General features: G+C 70.6%; 9 protein-coding genes and 2 pseudogenes. 6 read left to right on the top strand and 5 right to left on the bottom strand.

Features of this window, described 5'->3' with window-relative positions; genetic code table 11:
- Positions 1-393: 393 nt before the first annotated feature.
- Entirely contained in the window at positions 394-2,394 is a 2,001-nt protein-coding gene (locus ABFO07_RS23605; RefSeq protein WP_347469650.1) for an acetoacetate--CoA ligase, read from the top strand.
- A gap of 102 nt (positions 2,395-2,496) precedes the next feature.
- Here ABFO07_RS23605 and ABFO07_RS23600 read toward each other — a convergent pair.
- Positions 2,497-2,953, bottom strand: a pseudogene (locus tag ABFO07_RS23600) (DUF6687 family protein); the annotation flags it as partial.
- Positions 2,954-2,957: 4 nt separating this feature from the next.
- On the opposite strand from ABFO07_RS23600, the pseudogene ABFO07_RS23595 reads away from it, so the two are divergent.
- Positions 2,958-3,095, top strand: a pseudogene (locus tag ABFO07_RS23595) (redox-sensitive transcriptional activator SoxR); the annotation flags it as partial.
- A gap of 31 nt (positions 3,096-3,126) precedes the next feature.
- Here ABFO07_RS23595 and ABFO07_RS23590 read toward each other — a convergent pair.
- The 4 genes from ABFO07_RS23590 to ABFO07_RS23575 form a co-directional block, all read right to left on the bottom strand.
- Positions 3,127-4,107, bottom strand: a complete 981-nt coding sequence (locus ABFO07_RS23590) for an aldo/keto reductase (RefSeq protein ID WP_059962212.1) — start codon at positions 4,105-4,107, stop codon at positions 3,127-3,129.
- Between the two features lie 123 nt (positions 4,108-4,230).
- Complete coding sequence (locus tag ABFO07_RS23585) at positions 4,231-6,435, bottom strand: glycoside hydrolase family 3 C-terminal domain-containing protein (protein WP_060013560.1); 2,205 nt, start codon at positions 6,433-6,435, stop codon at positions 4,231-4,233.
- Positions 6,436-6,786: 351 nt separating this feature from the next.
- Complete coding sequence (locus ABFO07_RS23580; RefSeq protein ID WP_059962206.1) at positions 6,787-7,836, bottom strand: glycosyltransferase family 2 protein; 1,050 nt, start codon at positions 7,834-7,836, stop codon at positions 6,787-6,789.
- Positions 7,837-7,921: 85 nt separating this feature from the next.
- Positions 7,922-9,178, bottom strand: a complete 1,257-nt coding sequence (locus tag ABFO07_RS23575; RefSeq protein ID WP_059882986.1) for a flippase — start codon at positions 9,176-9,178, stop codon at positions 7,922-7,924.
- 378 nt (positions 9,179-9,556) lie between these two features.
- Here ABFO07_RS23575 and ABFO07_RS23570 point away from each other — a divergent pair, with 378 nt between their 5' ends.
- The 4 genes from ABFO07_RS23570 (at position 9,557) to ABFO07_RS23555 (ending at position 16,446) form a co-directional block, all read left to right on the top strand.
- A complete protein-coding gene (locus ABFO07_RS23570) occupies positions 9,557-11,434 on the top strand; it encodes a serine aminopeptidase domain-containing protein (RefSeq protein WP_347469649.1) in 1,878 nt (625 codons plus the stop codon).
- 166 nt (positions 11,435-11,600) lie between these two features.
- Positions 11,601-12,806 (top strand): polysaccharide biosynthesis/export family protein, encoded by a 1,206-nt coding sequence (locus ABFO07_RS23565; protein ID WP_230944784.1) that lies wholly within the window; start codon positions 11,601-11,603, stop codon positions 12,804-12,806.
- Positions 12,807-12,864: 58 nt separating this feature from the next.
- Complete coding sequence (locus ABFO07_RS23560) at positions 12,865-15,117, top strand: GNVR domain-containing protein (RefSeq protein ID WP_059808050.1); 2,253 nt, start codon at positions 12,865-12,867, stop codon at positions 15,115-15,117.
- Between the two features lie 39 nt (positions 15,118-15,156).
- Complete coding sequence (locus ABFO07_RS23555) at positions 15,157-16,446, top strand: oligosaccharide repeat unit polymerase (protein ID WP_347469648.1); 1,290 nt, start codon at positions 15,157-15,159, stop codon at positions 16,444-16,446.
- Positions 16,447-16,453 lie beyond the last annotated feature (7 nt).

Here is a 16,453-nt window from a genome sequence, read left to right as displayed (position 1 = left end):
TGGACGCTCGGCGCTCGCATATGGCAGCGTTCTCGAACTAGCTCACTTGATGAAACACATGGCCGCGCCCACTGGCCATCGCCGAGCGCCCACGCCTAAGCCGTATCGGAAAGTCGGGTAAAGGAAACTGCCGCCGACACGGAGCCGAGGAAGCATACGGGTTGAAGCCTTCCCGACCAATTGGACAAGACCGAAAATTCAAGCAAAGATTGTCTGTCGAAGCCGACGTTCATCTACGGCCAGTTCGGCTGCGTGAGCAGCGATGGCGAGATGAACACCGGACTGTCGACGAATGACGCGTTGCCCGGGGCGGCCCGGCTCGACGCTCGGCGTTGCAGCCGGCATTCGTCACCTGTTCCGACCGATTCAACTCATCCATGAAGGGCACCGGAGATGATCAAGGAAGGCGAACTGTTGTGGGCGCCGAGCGAGGCGCTCGCCCGCGGCTCCAATCTCGCGCGCTATCTCGACTGGCTGGCGGCCGAATGCGATCTGGGGTTCCCGGACTACGACGCACTGTGGAACTGGTCGGTGCGCGAGCCCGATGCGTTCTGGTCGTCGATCTGGCGATGGCATGACGTGCGGTACGACGGCTCGGCGCACCGGGTGACCGACGGCGCGCCGATGCCGCATACGCGCTGGTTTCCGGATGCGCGCGTCAATTATGCGGAGCACGTGCTGCGGCATGCCGCGCACGCGGATGCGAAGCAGCCGGCGTTTCATCACGCAACCGAGACGACGCCGCTGCAAACGATGCCGCTCGCCGATCTCGCGAGCCAGGTGCGGCGCTTTGCGACGCGCCTGCGCGAGCTTGGCGTGCGGCCGGGCGATCGTGTCGTCGCGTACCTGCCGAACGTGCCGGAATGCGCGGTGGCGATGCTCGCGGCCATCGGCATCGGCGCGGTGTGGTCGTCGGCCGCGATCGATTTCGGCGTGCGGACGGTCGTCGATCGCTTCCGGCAGATCGAGCCAACCGTGCTGATCGCGGCCGACGGCTATCGCTTCGGCGGCAAGGCATTCGATCGGCAGCATGAAGCGCTCGGGATCGCGCGTGCGCTGCCGTCGCTGCGCACGCTGATCTGGCTGCCGAACCTCGCCGACGGGGTGCCGGCCGATGCGTCGTCGCTGCCTTGCGCGGTGCAGGCATGGGACGCGATGCTGTCCGGCCCGGACGTGGCGCCCGATGCATTCCGTTTCGAGCGCGTCGGCGCCAGCCATCCGCTGTGGATCGTGTTCTCGTCGGGGACGACGGGCCTGCCGAAGGCGATCGTGCACAGCCATGCCGGCATGCTGGTCGAGCACCTGAAGATACTGCATCTGCACATGGACCTGCGTCCGGGCGACGTGATGTTCTTCTACAGCACGACCGGCTGGATGATGTGGAACATGCTGGTAGCCGCGCTGCTGACCGGCGCGTCCGCGGTGCTCTACGACGGCAGCCCGATGCACGGCGGCCCCGAGTGCCTGTGGCGGCTGGCGGCCGACGCGGGCGCGACCTGCTTCGGCGGCAGCCCGACCTTCGTGCAGATGATGGAGAAGGCCGGCCTCGAGCCGGGCCGCCGGTTCGACCTGTCGGCGCTCAGGAGCGTGCTGCTGAGCGGCGCGCCGAGCACGCCGGAGACGTTCGCGTGGTTCTATCGCAACGTGAAATCCGACCTGTGGGTGACGTCGCAGTCCGGCGGCACGGAGCTGTGCAGCGGGCTGGTCGGTGGCGTGCCGTTGCTGCCGGTGCGCGCCGGCGAGATCCAGGCGCGCGTGCTCGGAATGGCCGTCGACGTATGGAGCGATGACGGCAAACCGCTCGTCGACGAAGTCGGCGAGCTCGTCGTCACGCAGCCGGCGCCGTCGATGCCGATCTTCTTCTGGAACGACGCAGGCGACGCGCGTTATCGCGAGTCCTATTTCGAGCATTTCCCCGGCACCTGGCGGCATGGCGATTTCATGCGCTTGACGCCGCACGGCGGGTGTTACATCTACGGCCGCGCGGATTCGACGCTGAACCGCTACGGCGTGCGGATCGGCTCGGCGGAGATCTACCGCGTCGTCGAGGAAATCGACGCGGTGGCCGACAGCCTGGTCGTCTGCTGCGAGATGCCGAACGGCGGCTTCTTCATGCCGCTGTTCCTGCGCCTGCGTGACGGCGCGGTGCTCGACGACGCGCTGCGTGCGCACATCGCCGAGCGGCTGCGCACGCTGTGCAGCCCGCGTCATGTGCCGGACACGATGGTCGCGATGGAGCAGATTCCCTACACCCTGACCGGCAAGAAGATGGAGGTGCCGGTGCGCAAGATCCTGATGGGGCGCCCGGCCGAGCAGGCGGCGAGCCGCGACGCGATGGCGAATCCGGCCGCGCTCGATGCATACGTCGCGTTTGCCGGCACGATGGCGCGATGAAAGCGGTGGCGGCGATGGCGGCGATGGCGGCAGTGGCGGTGCCTGGCGGGTCGGGCGGCATGCACGGCCGGAGTCGCCCGGCCCGACCGCGATACGCCGACATCACGCATCCAGCAGCGCCTGCGGGTTTGACTCCATGGCCGGCACGGGCGACCACGCAGGCGGCGCAACCGCCAGCAGGCGCGTCAGCTCGCTCACGACCGTCTCCGCCGAAAGGCTGCCCGGCTGTTCGCAGGTGCGGCCGAGGCGCGGCATGATGTGCTGGACGCCGTCGTACTGCCAGCCGCATGTGCCTGCGTCGGCCGCCTGCAGCGCCCGCGCGAGGATCGACAGGTCGCGCCGGGGGCGCGGCGCCTGCGATACGCGCGTGACCCAGCCCTCGTAGCGCTGCTGGATCACGACGTCGTCGTGCGCGACGAGCGCGAGCGTCGAGAGCGGCGTCCGACCGGCCGCGCGCGAAATCGCCGAGGCGTGCGACGTTCACCAGCCGCGCCTGATGGCGCAACGCGTGATCGGGCGCGATGAGCGCGTAGATCGACGCGAGCCCGTCGAGATCGAAGCAGATGGACGGGTGTATCGGCTGCGAGTGCCTGTCGATGAAGGATTGCCCGCTGAGAAACCCGGGCGATCAGCTGAGCGAACGCGGGCAGGGCGCCGTGCTGCTCGAAGGCGCGCCTGCCCGCAAACGCAAGGTGACGTGACGCCGGCGTCCATGCCGCCGGCGCGCGCGCGTTACTCGTGTCCCGCGACCGCGTGCGGCACGTACGGCGCTTCGAGCGCCGCGATTTCCTCGGCGGTCAGCTCGAGCGAGAGCGCCGCGACAGCGTCTTCCAGATGCCGCGCTTTCGACGCCCCGATGATCGGCGCGGTCACCCCCGACTTCTGCAGCAGCCACGCGAGCGCGACCTGCGCACGCGGCACGTCGCGCGCATGCGCGATCGTCGCGACGGCTTCGACGATCGCGCGATCGCTGTCGGCATGCGCTGCGTAAAGCGTCTTGCCGAATACGTCGCTCTCGAGCCGCTCGCTCGTCGCATCCCAGTCGCGCGTGAGGCGGCCGCGCGCCAGCGGGCTCCACGGCAGCACCGCGATGCCCTGGTCGTCGCACAGCGGCAGCATCTCGCGCTCTTCCTCGCGATACAGCAGGTTCAGGTGATCCTGCATGCTGACGAACGGCGTCCAGCCGTTCAGCTTCGACGTATACAGCGCCTTGCTGAACTGCCACGCATGCATCGACGATGCGCCGATATAGCGCGCCTTGCCGGCCTTCACGACATCGTGCAGCGCTTCCAGCGTTTCCTCGATCGGCGTGTGATAGTCCCAGCGGTGGATCTGGTAGAGGTCGACGTAATCGGTGCCGAGCCGCTTGAGGCTGTGGTCGATCTCGGTGAGGATGGCCTTGCGCGAGAGGCCCGCGCCGTTCGGGCCGGGGCGCATGCGGTGGAACACCTTGGTCGCGATCACGACGTCGTCGCGCTTCGCGAAGTCGCGCAGCGCGCGGCCGACGATCTCCTCCGACGTGCCTTCCGAGTACATGTTGGCGGTGTCGAAGAAGTTGATGCCGGCGTCGAGTGCCTGGCGGATGAGCGGGCGGCTCGCGTCTTCGTCGAGCGTCCACGGGTGCGTGCCGCGATCGGGTGCGCCGTAAGTCATGCAGCCGAGGCACAGGCGCGACACCTGCAGCCCGGTCGAACCGAGCCTGACGTAGTCCATTGCTGTTGCTCCTTGCGATGATCCGGAGGGATGTGCGCCGCGCGCGCCGGCGCGCGCGCGGCGGACTCGCGCAAGTGTATTACCGTGCGCGGAAACGCGCCGGGCGCCGCCGCGCGCGGGCGCTTAGCCGCCTTGCAGCCGGATGTCGCGCGACGACGCGCCGACGGACACGGTGCCGCCCGGCACGTAGCGCCAGCCGTTGCGCGACGTGTCCCACACGCTCTGCAGCCGCGCCGGCACGCCGATGTGCACGCGCCGCGCTTCGCCCGGCTTCAGGTCGATCTTGTCCCAGCCGACCAGGCGGCGCGGCGGCTCGTCCTTGTATGGCACGCCGAGATACACCTGCGGCACTTCCGCGCCGGCCACGGGGCCGTCGTTGCGCACGGTGAACGCGACGTCCAGCGAGCCGTCGCGCTGCCGCGACACGGCGAGCCCGGAGTACGAGAAGTGCGTATACGACAGGCCGAAGCCGAACTCGAACATCGGCTTCACGTTCTTCGCGTCGTACCACCGGTAGCCCATGTTCAGCTTTTCCGCATAGACGGGATCGTTGTCGAACGCGCCGTTCTGCCCCCAGGTGGGCGTGTCCTGGTCGCGCGCGGGGAACGTGACGGGCAGCTTGCCGGACGGGTTGACCTTGCCGAACAGCACGTTCGCGATCGCCGCGCCGCCGCGTTCGCCCGGATACCACGCCGCGACGATCGCGGACACGCGGTCCTTCCACGGCATCAGCACCGGATTGCCGCTCTCGACCACGACGACGGTATGCGGATTCGCGCGCGCGACCGCGTCGACGAGCGCGTCCTGGTTCGACGGGTTCGCGAGGGCGAGGCTTTGCAGGTCGCCGAAATCCTCGCCGGCCGGCTGCGCGACCACGACGATCGCGACGTCCGAGCGCGCCGCGAGCGCGGCCGCCTGGTCGATCTCCTGCTGCGTATAGGCGCGGAACGGCGCCTGCTGGTCGCTGTTGCCGGCGAACGTGACCTGCGCGGCGGGCGCGAGCGCGCGGATCGCCGCGACGATCGGCACGTCGACCTTCAGCCACGGGTTGCGCCACCAGCTGCAGCCGGTCGACGTGCCGAACGCGAGGCCGCCGCAGCCCGCGAACGCGCCCGTGACCGGATTGCGCGTGTTGCCGGAGCCGCCGCCGGACAGCACGGCCGCGTCCGCGTGTCCGCCGATCACCGCGATGCGCGCCAGCGCGGGCGCCGCGAGCGGCAGCTGGTTGCCGTCGTTCTTGAGCAGCACGATCGACTGTTCGGCGGCCGCCTGTGCGAAGCGCCCGGCCGACGCGAAGTCGATCGCGCCGCCGCCCTTGGGCGGATCGTCCATCACGCCGATGCGGATCATCGCGGCCAGCTTGCGGCGCACCATATCGTCGAGCCGCGCGGTCGACACTGAGCCGTTCGCGATCGCCTGCCGCACCGCCGCCGGCGTCAGGTACACGCTCGGCCCGACGTCTTCCTCCTCGTCGAGGCCCGCATTGATCGCCTTCGCGGTGCTGTGCGTCGCGCCCCAGTCGGACTGCACCTGGCCTTCGAAGCCCCATTCGTTCTTCAGCACGTCGTTCAGCAGATGCGCGTTCTCGCACGCATAGTCGCCGTTCAGCCGGTTGTAGCTGCACATCACGCTGCCCGGCTGCGCGCGCTTCGCGGCGATCTCGAACGGCAGCAGGTAGAGCTCGCGCAGCGTGCGCTCGTCGAGCTGGCTGTTGCCGCCCATCCGGCCGTGCTCCTGCTCGTTGGCCGCGTAGTGCTTGATGGTCGCGATCACCTTGTGCCGCTGCGTCGCGAGCGTGCGCTCGGCGAGCAGGTCGCCGGCAAGCAGCGGATCCTCGCCGAGATACTCGAACAGCCGGCCGCCGCGCGGCTCGCGCGCGAGGTTGGTGCCGCCGCCGAGGCCCATGCCGAATCCTTGCGCGCGCAACTGGATCGCGACCTGCCGGCCGTAGTCGTACGACAGGCGGCGATCCCAGCTCGCGGCCACGGCGATCGTCGCGGGGAAGGTCGTGCTGGCCTGCGACGTGCTGCCGGAGCCGGTTGCCGAATCGACCATGTTCAGGTCCGGAATGCCGAGCCGCGGCACGCCCTGGATATAGCCGGCGCCGCCGCCGGGCACTTGCGACATCTCGTATTTCGAGTGGATGAACTGGAGCTTCTCGTCGAGCGTCATCCGGTGGACGAGCGCGTCCGCGCGACGGTGCGCGCCGGCCGATGCGAAGGATTCGACGGCGTCGGTGGGCGAGGTGAAATCGGCCGAGGCTGCTGCACAGGCGCCCGTGCTGAGGGACGCCAGCAGCACGGCAGCCGGCCAGAGGTTGATCCGCATGTTGCTGTCTCCATGAACGTGATGCGGGTTATACGATCGAGGTCAGGGACGGCGCACGCCCGATGGGTTCGCACCGGACGCTGCCGGCGGGCGATGCGGGGTGGCTTCAGTGTCGGCATGCCCGGCCGGGCAGAGGATCGCGACGGCGGGTGCGGGTGTAGCGATCCTCTGCAGCGACCAATGGTATGAATGTAGTTTGACTACAGCATCGGTGTTTCTACCGATACGTCCGATCTTTATGCGATAACGCCGCTCGTCGCGACAGGCGAGCAGTCAACGTTTCCGGCCGCGGGCCGGCGCGGCGTAAGAAGTACCGGGGCGAACGGGCAGAGCGGGCGGCGTGGGCGATGGCTAGCGTGCGTCGCCGGAGGGCCGGGCGGCCGGCTTGCGCGCGCGCGACAGCGGATTGGCGACGTAGCGGATCGCGCGATCGCTGAGCGCGGTCGACGGCAGCAGGCAGACCGCCGTCAGTCCGCACACGGCGAGTTTCTTGACCGGCCTCCAGAACGGGTTGCGCAGCACCGTATGCCAGTAGCGTCCCGACTCGCGCGCGAACCAGCGCCAGCGCCGCGCGAACGGCGCGCGATACAGCGCGCTGGCGAAGCGCGCTTTCTCGATCGAGAAATCGTACGGCGTGCTCGGCAGCGTCTCGTGCAGCCGCGCATGGACGAGCGTGCGCAGCAGGGCCCAGCGCGCCAGGGTCTTGTATGCGCCGGTCGCGCCGTCTTCCGCGTTGGCGAATGCGAGGTCGGCGGCGCCACCCGTCGCGCCGTCGGCGCAGTGGTGCGCGCGGTAGCCGCCGAGCGGCGCATCGATCGTGCGGACCGCGCCCAGCAGCGCGACGCCGTAGATCGCGTAGAAGTCGGCGCCGTGGCGATTGTCGGGCGTGACGGGCACGGGGAAGATGCGCCGCAGCGCCGCGACCCGATACGCGTTGCCCGAGCCCGGCGGCGACGGATAGAGCCAGCCCGCGCGCAGCAGCCGGCCGCAATCGGCGTCGGGCGCCGACTGCGGAACCGTCACGCCGGTTGCCGCGCCGTCGCCGGTCAGCACGTCGAGCCGGAACTGCACCTTCACGCAGTCGCTCGATCCGAACGCCGCGAGCACGCGGCCGGCCGCGTCGCGGTAAAGCAGGTCGTCCGCGTCGAGGAAGATCACGTAGTTGCTCGCGACGTGTTCCAGCGCGCGGTTGTATGCGGCGACCTGGCCGCGATTCTCCTGGAAGATCGCGGTGATGCGCTCGCCGTACGAACGCATGATGTCGCGCGATGCGTCGGTCGAGCCGTCGTCGACGACCAGCACGCGAACGCCGCGGACAGTCTGCGCGAGCGCGGAATCGATCGCGACACGCAGGTACGCGCCGTGGTTGTAGTTGCAGATGGCGATGGTCAGGTCTGCCATGAATTGCTCCTGGGCGGGATTCGGTACGGCAAGCGAAGCGCTCCGGGGCCGCACCGCGGCCGGCGTGGGCGGCGCGCCCGCGCCGCTAGCGGCGCGTGGCGGGACGGCCGATCAGCGGAATGCCGGCGCGATAGACGACGGCCGCGAGCGCGGCGGCAACCGCGGCCTCGGCCAGCAGTACGGCCGCCGCCGCGCCTTGTTCGGCGAAGTACTTCGCGAGCACGGGCAGCAGCGCGACGTTGACGATGCCGGACGACACCAGGATGCGCGTGAACGCTTTCTTCATCCCGAGCGGCAGCAGCGTCTGCACGCCGAACAGGTCGGTCATGCCGGCCATGAACGGAATGAAGGCCATCCAGCGCAGCACGTTGACGGTCGGCGCGTACGACGGGCCGTACAGCAGGCGCACCGCGAGCGGCGCGCCGAAAAAGATCGCGAGCGAGATCGCCAGCACCAGCGCGAACTGCACGACGAGCAGCTTGCGCAGGAACGCCATCGCCTCGTTGCGCGCGTGCCGCATCAGGTAGCTGATGCGCGGATACGCGGCTGCTTTCAGCGGCTGCAGCATGCTGAGGGCGGCGCGCACGAGCTTGTCGCCGGCCGCGAAGTAGCCGGCGGCGACATTGCCCGACACGAAGCCGAGCAGCACCGTGTTCGTCGACGCGTAGAACGCGACCGACGTCGACGCGAGGAACACCTGCCAGCCGCCTTGCAGCGCTTCGGCGACGTCCGCGATGCGCACGCGCACGAACGCGACCTCGCGGCACGCGAACATGTACGCGACGACCGCGAGGCCCGAGCCGAGCGGCACGGCCGCGTTGACGATCATCGCGGCGGTCAGGTCGGCGGGGCCGCGCACGAGCACGAACATCGCCGGAATGCTCAGCGCGCGGCAGACGAACAGGATCACGCTGAAGACGCGCAGCTTCTGGACGCCCTGGAAGTACCAGCCGGGCGTGAGCGCCGCGCCGACCGGCATCCCGAAGCCGATCAGCAGCAGCGTGCGGTCCGCGCCGAAGCGCGCGACGACGAAGGTCAGCGCGAGCAGCACCGTGAAGCCGAGCGCGGCGATCGCGAGCTGCGCGACGAAGGTCGACCAGAAGATGCGCGAGCGTTCGGCGCGGTCGTCGCGCGCGAGCGCGATGCGCGGCGTCGCGGTCAGGTCGAAGCTGTAGCAGGTCCAGTTGATGAAATACGCGACGACCGCGAGCGAGAACGCGAGCTGGCCGTAGCCCTGCGGGCCGAGCGCGTGCGTGAGCAGCGGCACGATCAGCAGCGGCGCCGCGTACGTCGAGATCTGCAGCGACAGCAGCAGGACGAAATTCTTCTTTACGGTTGACATACGGTCGAGCGGCGCCGCGGGTGAAGGATGACGACACGCGCCGGCCGCCGCGCCGGATTCGCGGCCGGTGGGGCCGGCGCGCGGCCACGTCGTCCCGGCAGCCATGATACGGACGGCGCGCGCGCGCTTTGTTCGCGAGCCAACCGTACGGAGATTCGTTCGTGCCGGGCGATTGGCGCAGGCTCCGGCCCGGGCGTTGCTTCGTCGCCGTGATGAATGGTTTTGTAAGCTGGCGCACCGAAGCACGCTCGGCGCGAGTGATTAAATCGGACGTTATCGCGTCATGCGTCACGGCCGGAGCGACAGATGGGGGCGCCGCGGCGCATCCGGGATGCTTGCCGGCATCCGATAACAATCACCGATCCCGAGGAGTGCCAAGTGAAGCCGATAGCGTTCGACGGCTGCGTGGGCTGGTTGCATGAAGGACATACCGGGCAGGGCGTCGTGCTGTGCGAGCCGCTCGGCCACGAAGCGCTGTGGACCCACAAGCTGACGCGCGCGCTCGCGGAGCGGCTGGCCCGCGACGGCGTCACGGCGCTGCGTTTCAACTACCCGTGCGCGGGGGATTCGGCCGGCGATGATCTCGACGCGGGGCGCTTCGCGGCCTGCGTCGCCAGCATTCGCCACGCGATCGACGCGCTGCGCGCGCAGGCGGACATCGACACGCTGACGCTCGTCGGCATCCGCGCGGGCGCGTTGTTCGCGATGCTCGCGGCGGCGGACACGCACCCGGCCGTGCACGCCGATGCGATCGTCGCGCTGGCGCCGGTCGTCCGCGGCCGGGCGTACCTGCGCGAGCTGTCGCTCGTGCAGCGCCAGTGGCTCGATACGGCGCCGCCGCCGATCCGGCACGCGCAGCAGGACGAACCGTGCCTGAACGTGCTCGGCCATCGCTACCCGGCCGACCTCGTGAACGACCTCAAGCCGCTCGACCTGTGCCGGATCGTGCGCGAGGCCCGCTCGCTGCCGGGCGCGATGCTGCTGATTCACACCGGTTACGACGACGGCCCGGCGCTGCGCGCCGCGTTGCAGTCGCGCGGCGTGGAAGTCGCGACCGAAGCATTCGCGGAATGGCCGAGGGCGTTGCTCGACGGCACGTATTCGCGGTTGCCGCGCGCGGCGCTCGAAACCGTCGCGCACTGGATCGCGGGCCGAGGGCCGCGCCGCGCGGCGTCCGGCCGTGCGCGGCCCGACACGCGCGCCGCGTGGGATGCAAACGCCGTCGCGCCGCTCGAAATGGACGGCCTGACCGAACGTGTCGTCGCCGTCGGCGCGGATCGGCTCGTCGGGGTGCTGTGCCACCCGGCCAGCCCGCCGCCGCCGGGAGGGCCGGCCCTGCTGATCGCCACCACGGCCGCGAATCCGCGCAGCGCCGACGGGCGCGTCGGCGTGCGCATCGCCCGGGCGATGGCGCGCAGCGGCGTCACGTCGCTGCGGATCGACGTGAACGGGGTCGGCGACAGCGGGCCGCATGCGCCGGACGCGCAGTCGGGCGTCGTCTATTCGAGCGCGACGATCGACGACGTCGCGGCCGCCGCCGCGTGGCTGCGCGAGCGCGGTCACGCGCAGGTCGTCGCGCTCGGCGTCTGTTCGGGCGCATATGCGTCGCTGCATGCGGCCGCGCGCGACGGTGCGCTGAGCGGCGTGATCGCGATCAACCTGGCCCGCTTCGTGTGGCCGGCCGGCCTGACGCTCGACGCCGCGCAGAAGCAGCGCAACAACTCGGTGCGCGGCTACCGCGCTTCGATGCGCGACTGGCGAAAGTGGCGGCGGCTCGTGCGCGAGCGGCGCGACCTGCGGCCGATCCTGCGCGCGCTGGCCGCCAACCTCGTCGCGTGCGTGCGCGTGCCGGCGCTGGCGCTGGCCGCGCGCGCCGGCCGGGCGCCGCGCGCCGACACGCCGCGCGGCGTGATGCACGCGCTCGCGCAGCGCGGCGTGTGGACGCTGCTGGTCTACGGCGCATTCGATCCCGGCATCGACGACGTGCATCGGCATTTCGGCCCGCCGGCGCGCGCGTTCCGGCGCTCGTGCCACGTTCGCCTGCGGACGCTGCCGCAGCTCGACCACGCGCTGTACGGCACGTCGGGCGCGGACGCAGTGATCGATCTCTGCCGCGAGGTATTGGGCGGCGCAGCGGAGTGGCCGGCCCGGAGCCTCGCCGGATCGCCCGCGGCGCGTGCGGCGGGCGCCCCGTTCGCCCCGGTCGCGGTGGCCCGTTCGCGGGCCGGAGCGGCGCGCGGCGGCGGGGCCGCGTGAGCCGATCGCGCGCCGAACATCGGCGTTCGGTGGGCTTGCTCACAGACGCGCCGCGCGATGCGGTGTCCAATCTGCCATTGGAATGCGGCGGCATGCGATGAGTGGGCTGCCGCACGGTTTTGGGAAGGACACGATGTTTTCATCCACGCAAAGGGACGCGACGCGAATGTCGCGATGGCGGCAAACGAGGCAGGGCGCGACAGGCGCGCGCCGTTCGACGTGGCGACTGCGCGCGGTGCTCGCGGCGGCCGCGCTCGCGCTGACGGGGTGCGCGCTGGCGCCGGGCATGACGATGCCCGCGCCGGCCGGCAGCGACGCGAACGCGCGCGTGAGCGCAGCCGCGGCCGGCGCGGGCGGCCTGGCCGGCGTCCAGGACGTGTCGGGCGCGGACCTGATCGAGATCACCGGCGCGCTCGTCGACGCGCCGCAGGCCGCGCGGCCCGCGCCGGTCGCGGACGAGGTCCGGCAGTTGTTCGGCGTGGCGAAGCCATACGTGATCGGCCCGGGCGACGTGCTCAACATCGTCGTGTGGGATCACCCCGAACTGAATCTGCCGGTGACGCAGAACGCGGGCGGATCCGACGGCAGCGGCGCGAGTTCGGTCGCGACGGGCTATACGGTCGATGCCGACGGCAACCTGCAGTTCGCGTACGTCGGCACCCTGCACGTCGCGGGGCTGACCGAGGCGCAGGCGCGCGCGCGGCTCGCGAAGCGTCTCGGCGAATACGTGCGCGCGCCGCAGCTGGCGCTGCGCATCCAGGCGTATCGCAGCAAGCGCGTGCATCTCGACGGCGAGATCCGCGCGCCGGGGCTGCAGATCGTGACCGACGTGCCGATGACGCTGACGGAAGCGATCGATCGCGCCGGCGGCTTCACGGCGGGCGCGGACCGTTCGTCGGTGGCCGTGACGCGCGGCGACCGGACCGTGACGGTGAGCCTGCCCGGCCTGCTCGCGGCGGGCGTCAATCCGTCGCGGATCCTGCTGCGCGACGGCGATCTCGTGCGCGTGAACGCCGCGCGCGACAGCAAGGTATTCGTGCTCGGCGAGGTCGCGCGGCCGGCGACGCTGACGCTGACCGACGGGCGGATGAGCCTCGGCGAAGCGCTCGGCGACGCGGGCGGCGTCAGCCAGTACACGGCCGACGCGCGGCAGGTCTACGTCGTGCGCCGCGGGCCCGGCAACCGGCCGCTCGTGTATCACCTCGACGCGCAGTCGCCGGCCGCGCTGGCGCTGGCGGACCGCTTCCCGCTCGAGCGCCGCGACGTGGTGTTCGTCGACGCGTCGTCGCTGGTGCGCTGGAGCCGCGTCGTCAACCTGCTGATTCCGTCGGCAGCGCAGGGCGCGCTGACGGCCAAGGCCATCTCGCCGTGAACCGCGCGTTCCGGATTTCGTCACCGCGCCTTGTCGCGCCACACGGGAATGACGCCGTATGACTGCATCCACTCCGCCTGATCCGCGCGACGAGCCCGCGATGCGGCCGCCGCATCCGTATCGCCGCTACTGGGGCATGCTGGCCGGCGGCCGTCGCGTGATCGCCGCGCCGGTGCTCGCCTGCGGGATCGCGGGCGCCGTGTATGCGCTGTGCGCGCAGCCCGTCTACCGCTCCGACATCCTGTTTCAGGTCGAACAAAGCCCGACCGATTCGAAACCCGCGTCGCCGCCCGGCGACCCGTCGTCGGTGTTCGACCTGAAGACCGACGCGTCGACGGAAATCGAGGTGCTGAAGTCGCGCGCGGTGATGGCGCGCGCGGTCGACAGCACGAAGCTCTATATCGACGCGCGGCCGCGCTACCTGCCGCTGCTCGGCTGGCGGCTCGCGAACGGCGCCGACGCGCTGTCGACGCCGCTGCCGGGCGGCTACGTCACCGGCGCGGAAAGCATCGACGTCGCGACCTTCGACGTGCCGAAGCGCTTGCAGGAAAAGCGCTTCGTGCTGACGGCCGGCCGCGACGGCGCGTACACGCTGCAGCGCGCGGGCCTGTTCGGCGCGACGGGGCCGCTCTGGCAGGGCCGGGTCGGGCAGCCGCTGCACGCCGACACGCCGCACGGGCCGATCGACGTGTTCGTGCGCGACCTCGCGGGCGCGCCCGGCGCGCGCTTCGACCTGACCCGCTACGCGGCCGACGACGCGACCGAATGGCTGCAGAAAGCCGTGCTGGTCGCGGAGCGCGGCAAGCAGTCCAACATGATCGGCGCGACGCTCGACGGCACCGATCCACTGCGCGACAGCCGGATCCTGAACGCGATCGGCGTCGCGTACCTCGCGCAGAACACGCAGCGCAAATCGGAGGCCGCGGATCGGCTGATCCGCTTCATGGACGCGCAGCTGCCGCAGCTCAAGCAGCAGCTCGAACGGGCGGAGAGCCGCTTCAACGCGTTTCGCGCGTCGCACGGCACGGTCAACACGAGCGACGACGGGCTCGCGTTGCGGCAGCAGTCGGTCGATCTCGAAACGCGCGTGCAGACGCTGCAGCAGCGGCGCCAGGAGCTGCTGACCCGCTTCATGCCGAAGCATCCGGCAATGGTGGCCGTCGATGCGCAACGCGCGGACGCGCAGCGCGAACTCGACGCGGTGCGCGCGCAGATCCGGCGCTTGCCGGGTGTCGAGCAGGGCATGCTGCAGCTTCAGCGCGACGTGGCCGTCGATACCGCGCTCTATACGAACCTGCTCAACGCGCGCCAGCAGATGACGCTGGCGCGCGCGAGCAAGACCGGCAACGTGCGGATCGTCGATGCCGCGAAGGCGGCCGACACGCCGATCGGGCCGCATCGCGGCATGGCCGCGATCGGCGCGCTGCTGCTCGGCCTGCTGGCCGGCGGCGCGATCGTCGTCGTGCGGCAGCGGCTCGCGGGCACGGTGGCCGATCCCGACGAGCTCGAATGGGCGACCGGCGTGCCCGTGTTCGCGACGGTGCCGCGCAGCGCGTCGTCTGCGCCGCAGGAACCGCGCGCGCGCGGCGGCCGGCGCGGCGGGGCGGCGCCCGCGCCGCATGACGCGGCGCTCGAGAGCCTGCGCGGTTTGCGCACGTCGCTGCAACTGGCGCTGGCGGATGCGCCGAACCGCGTCGTGCTGATCTCGGGACCGACGACGGGCGTCGGCAAGTCGTTCGTCGCCGCGCATCTGGCGGTGCTCGCCGGCGCGTCGGGCCGGCGCGTGCTGCTGATCGACGCCGACCTGCGCAAGGGTTCGCTGCACGAGCGGTTCCGCTACAGCCGCGCGCCGGGCCTCACGGATATCGTCGGCGGCACGCACCGGCTCGACGAGGCGCTGAAGCGCGACGCGATGCCGGGGCTCGATTTCCTGCCGATGGGCAGCGTCGTCGCCGATCCGGGCGAACGGCTGCTGCGGCCCGCGCTCGAGGCGCTGATCGAGCGCGTGGCGTCGGAGTACGACATGGTCGTGATCGACGGGCCGCCGCTGATGCCGGTGGCCGATTCGCTGGTGCTCGGGCGCATGGCCGGCACCGTGTTCCTGGTTGCCCGCAGCGGCGTGACGACGCTGACCGACATCGACGAGAGCATGCGGCGGCTCGCGCATGCGCAGGTCGGCGTTCGCGGCACGATCCTCAACGACTTCACGCGCGGCCCGGGCCGGTACGACTACGGCTATGCCGGTACGGACACCCATCAGGCAGCGTCCGGCTTCGCGGGCGTGGCGGCGGCGCGCGGGCCCGCGCGCTGACCGGGCGGCGATGCGCGGCATCCGGATGGAGCGACCAGCATGAATGACGTGCATGCGGATCGGCGCGCCGCGCCCCGGTCCGTCCATCGGGCGGTGCGGGCGCCGGTGCGCGCGCGGCGCGTGGCGGGCTACGACGGATACTGGTGGGAAGATCCGGCGCGCCTGATCCTGTTCTTCATCCTGCCGCTCTACGGGCTGCTGTCGCTCAGCCTGCTCGGCGGCCAGAAGGCGATCGCGCGGGTCTACTTCGACGGCTTCCACGCGTTCGCGGGCGCGCTGTTCCTCGCGGTCGCGATGGCAGCCGCGTGGCTCGTGCAGGCGGCGGTGCCGGAGCGCGCGGCAAGCACCGCGCCGGTCGCGTTGCCGCCGCGCGTGCTCGACCTCGTGTTCGCGCTCGCGTTGACCGGCTATCTCGTGATGTCGAGCGGCGTGCTCGCGCAGCCCGCGCTGCTGCTCGCGTTCGTGCGCGGCGGCGCGAGCGCGTTCGACCTGCTTGAACTGAAAGGGCGCGTCGTCGGCCTGAGCACGCTCACGCAGGCGACCGCCGCGTACGTCGCGCTGTACTTCCACGTGTTCAGCACGCGCGTGAAGGGCTTCAACCGCTACAAGCTGTATCTCGTCGTGCTGGCGGTGCTGACGCTCGTCAGGAGCTTCATCTTCGCCGAGCGGCTCGCCGTGATCGAGATGGCGCTGCCGTGCGTGCTGATGATCGCGCGGTTCCGGCGCGGGCCGCGGCGCTCGGCGTGGGTGGCGCTCGGGCCGTTCGCCGCGGTGCCGCTGCTGGTCGGGCTCTTCATCGCGAACGAATACCACCGTTCGTGGGAAACCTACTACGTGAACCTGTACGACAACATCCTCGATTTCGCGCTCGAACGCCTCGGGCTGTACTACTCGACCGCGCTGAACAATGGCGCGGGGATCCTGAGCGTCCTCGGCTGGGGCAGCGCTCACCCGATGTTCACGTTCGACTGGCTGATCCGCTTCCCGGGCATCGGCAGCCTGTTCCAGCCGCTGCTCGATTCGGGCGACCGCATCGACGTGTTCCTGAATGGCTATGCCGATCCGGAATTCAACAACCCGTCCGGGATTTTCGTGCACTTCTACGAATGGGGCTGGTTCGGGCTGCTCGTCGCGGCGTTCATCGGCGGGGTGTTCGGCAGAAGCTTCGCGGGCTGGCGTACCGGAAGCGGCTTCTGGTGCTGCGCGCATGCGGTGCTCTACGTGTCGCTGCTCGAGATCCTGCGGATTCCGAACCTGTTCAGCGGGCGCAATTTCGTTCCGCTGATGCTGCTGTTCGTCGTGTTCCGCCGTTTCGGCACGCAACGGTGACGCCCAT

It is taken from the genome of Burkholderia stagnalis (assembly GCF_039848545.1).
GTDB lineage: Bacteria > Pseudomonadota > Gammaproteobacteria > Burkholderiales > Burkholderiaceae > Burkholderia > Burkholderia stagnalis.
The sequence above is the reverse complement of the archived record's forward strand: the minus strand, read 5'-3'. Positions and strand labels throughout refer to the sequence as shown.

Coding starts and splice junctions, on each gene's coding strand:
- ABFO07_RS23605 (WP_347469650.1), top strand. CDS start 394: ATGATCAAGGAAGGCGAACTGTTGTGGGCGCCGAGCGAGGCGCTCGCC.
- ABFO07_RS23590 (WP_059962212.1), bottom strand. CDS start 4,107: ATGGACTACGTCAGGCTCGGTTCGACCGGGCTGCAGGTGTCGCGCCTG.
- ABFO07_RS23585 (WP_060013560.1), bottom strand. CDS start 6,435: ATGCGGATCAACCTCTGGCCGGCTGCCGTGCTGCTGGCGTCCCTCAGC.
- ABFO07_RS23580 (WP_059962206.1), bottom strand. CDS start 7,836: ATGGCAGACCTGACCATCGCCATCTGCAACTACAACCACGGCGCGTAC.
- ABFO07_RS23575 (WP_059882986.1), bottom strand. CDS start 9,178: ATGTCAACCGTAAAGAAGAATTTCGTCCTGCTGCTGTCGCTGCAGATC.
- ABFO07_RS23565 (WP_230944784.1), top strand. CDS start 11,601: ATGTCGCGATGGCGGCAAACGAGGCAGGGCGCGACAGGCGCGCGCCGT.
- ABFO07_RS23560 (WP_059808050.1), top strand. CDS start 12,865: ATGACTGCATCCACTCCGCCTGATCCGCGCGACGAGCCCGCGATGCGG.
- ABFO07_RS23555 (WP_347469648.1), top strand. CDS start 15,157: ATGAATGACGTGCATGCGGATCGGCGCGCCGCGCCCCGGTCCGTCCAT.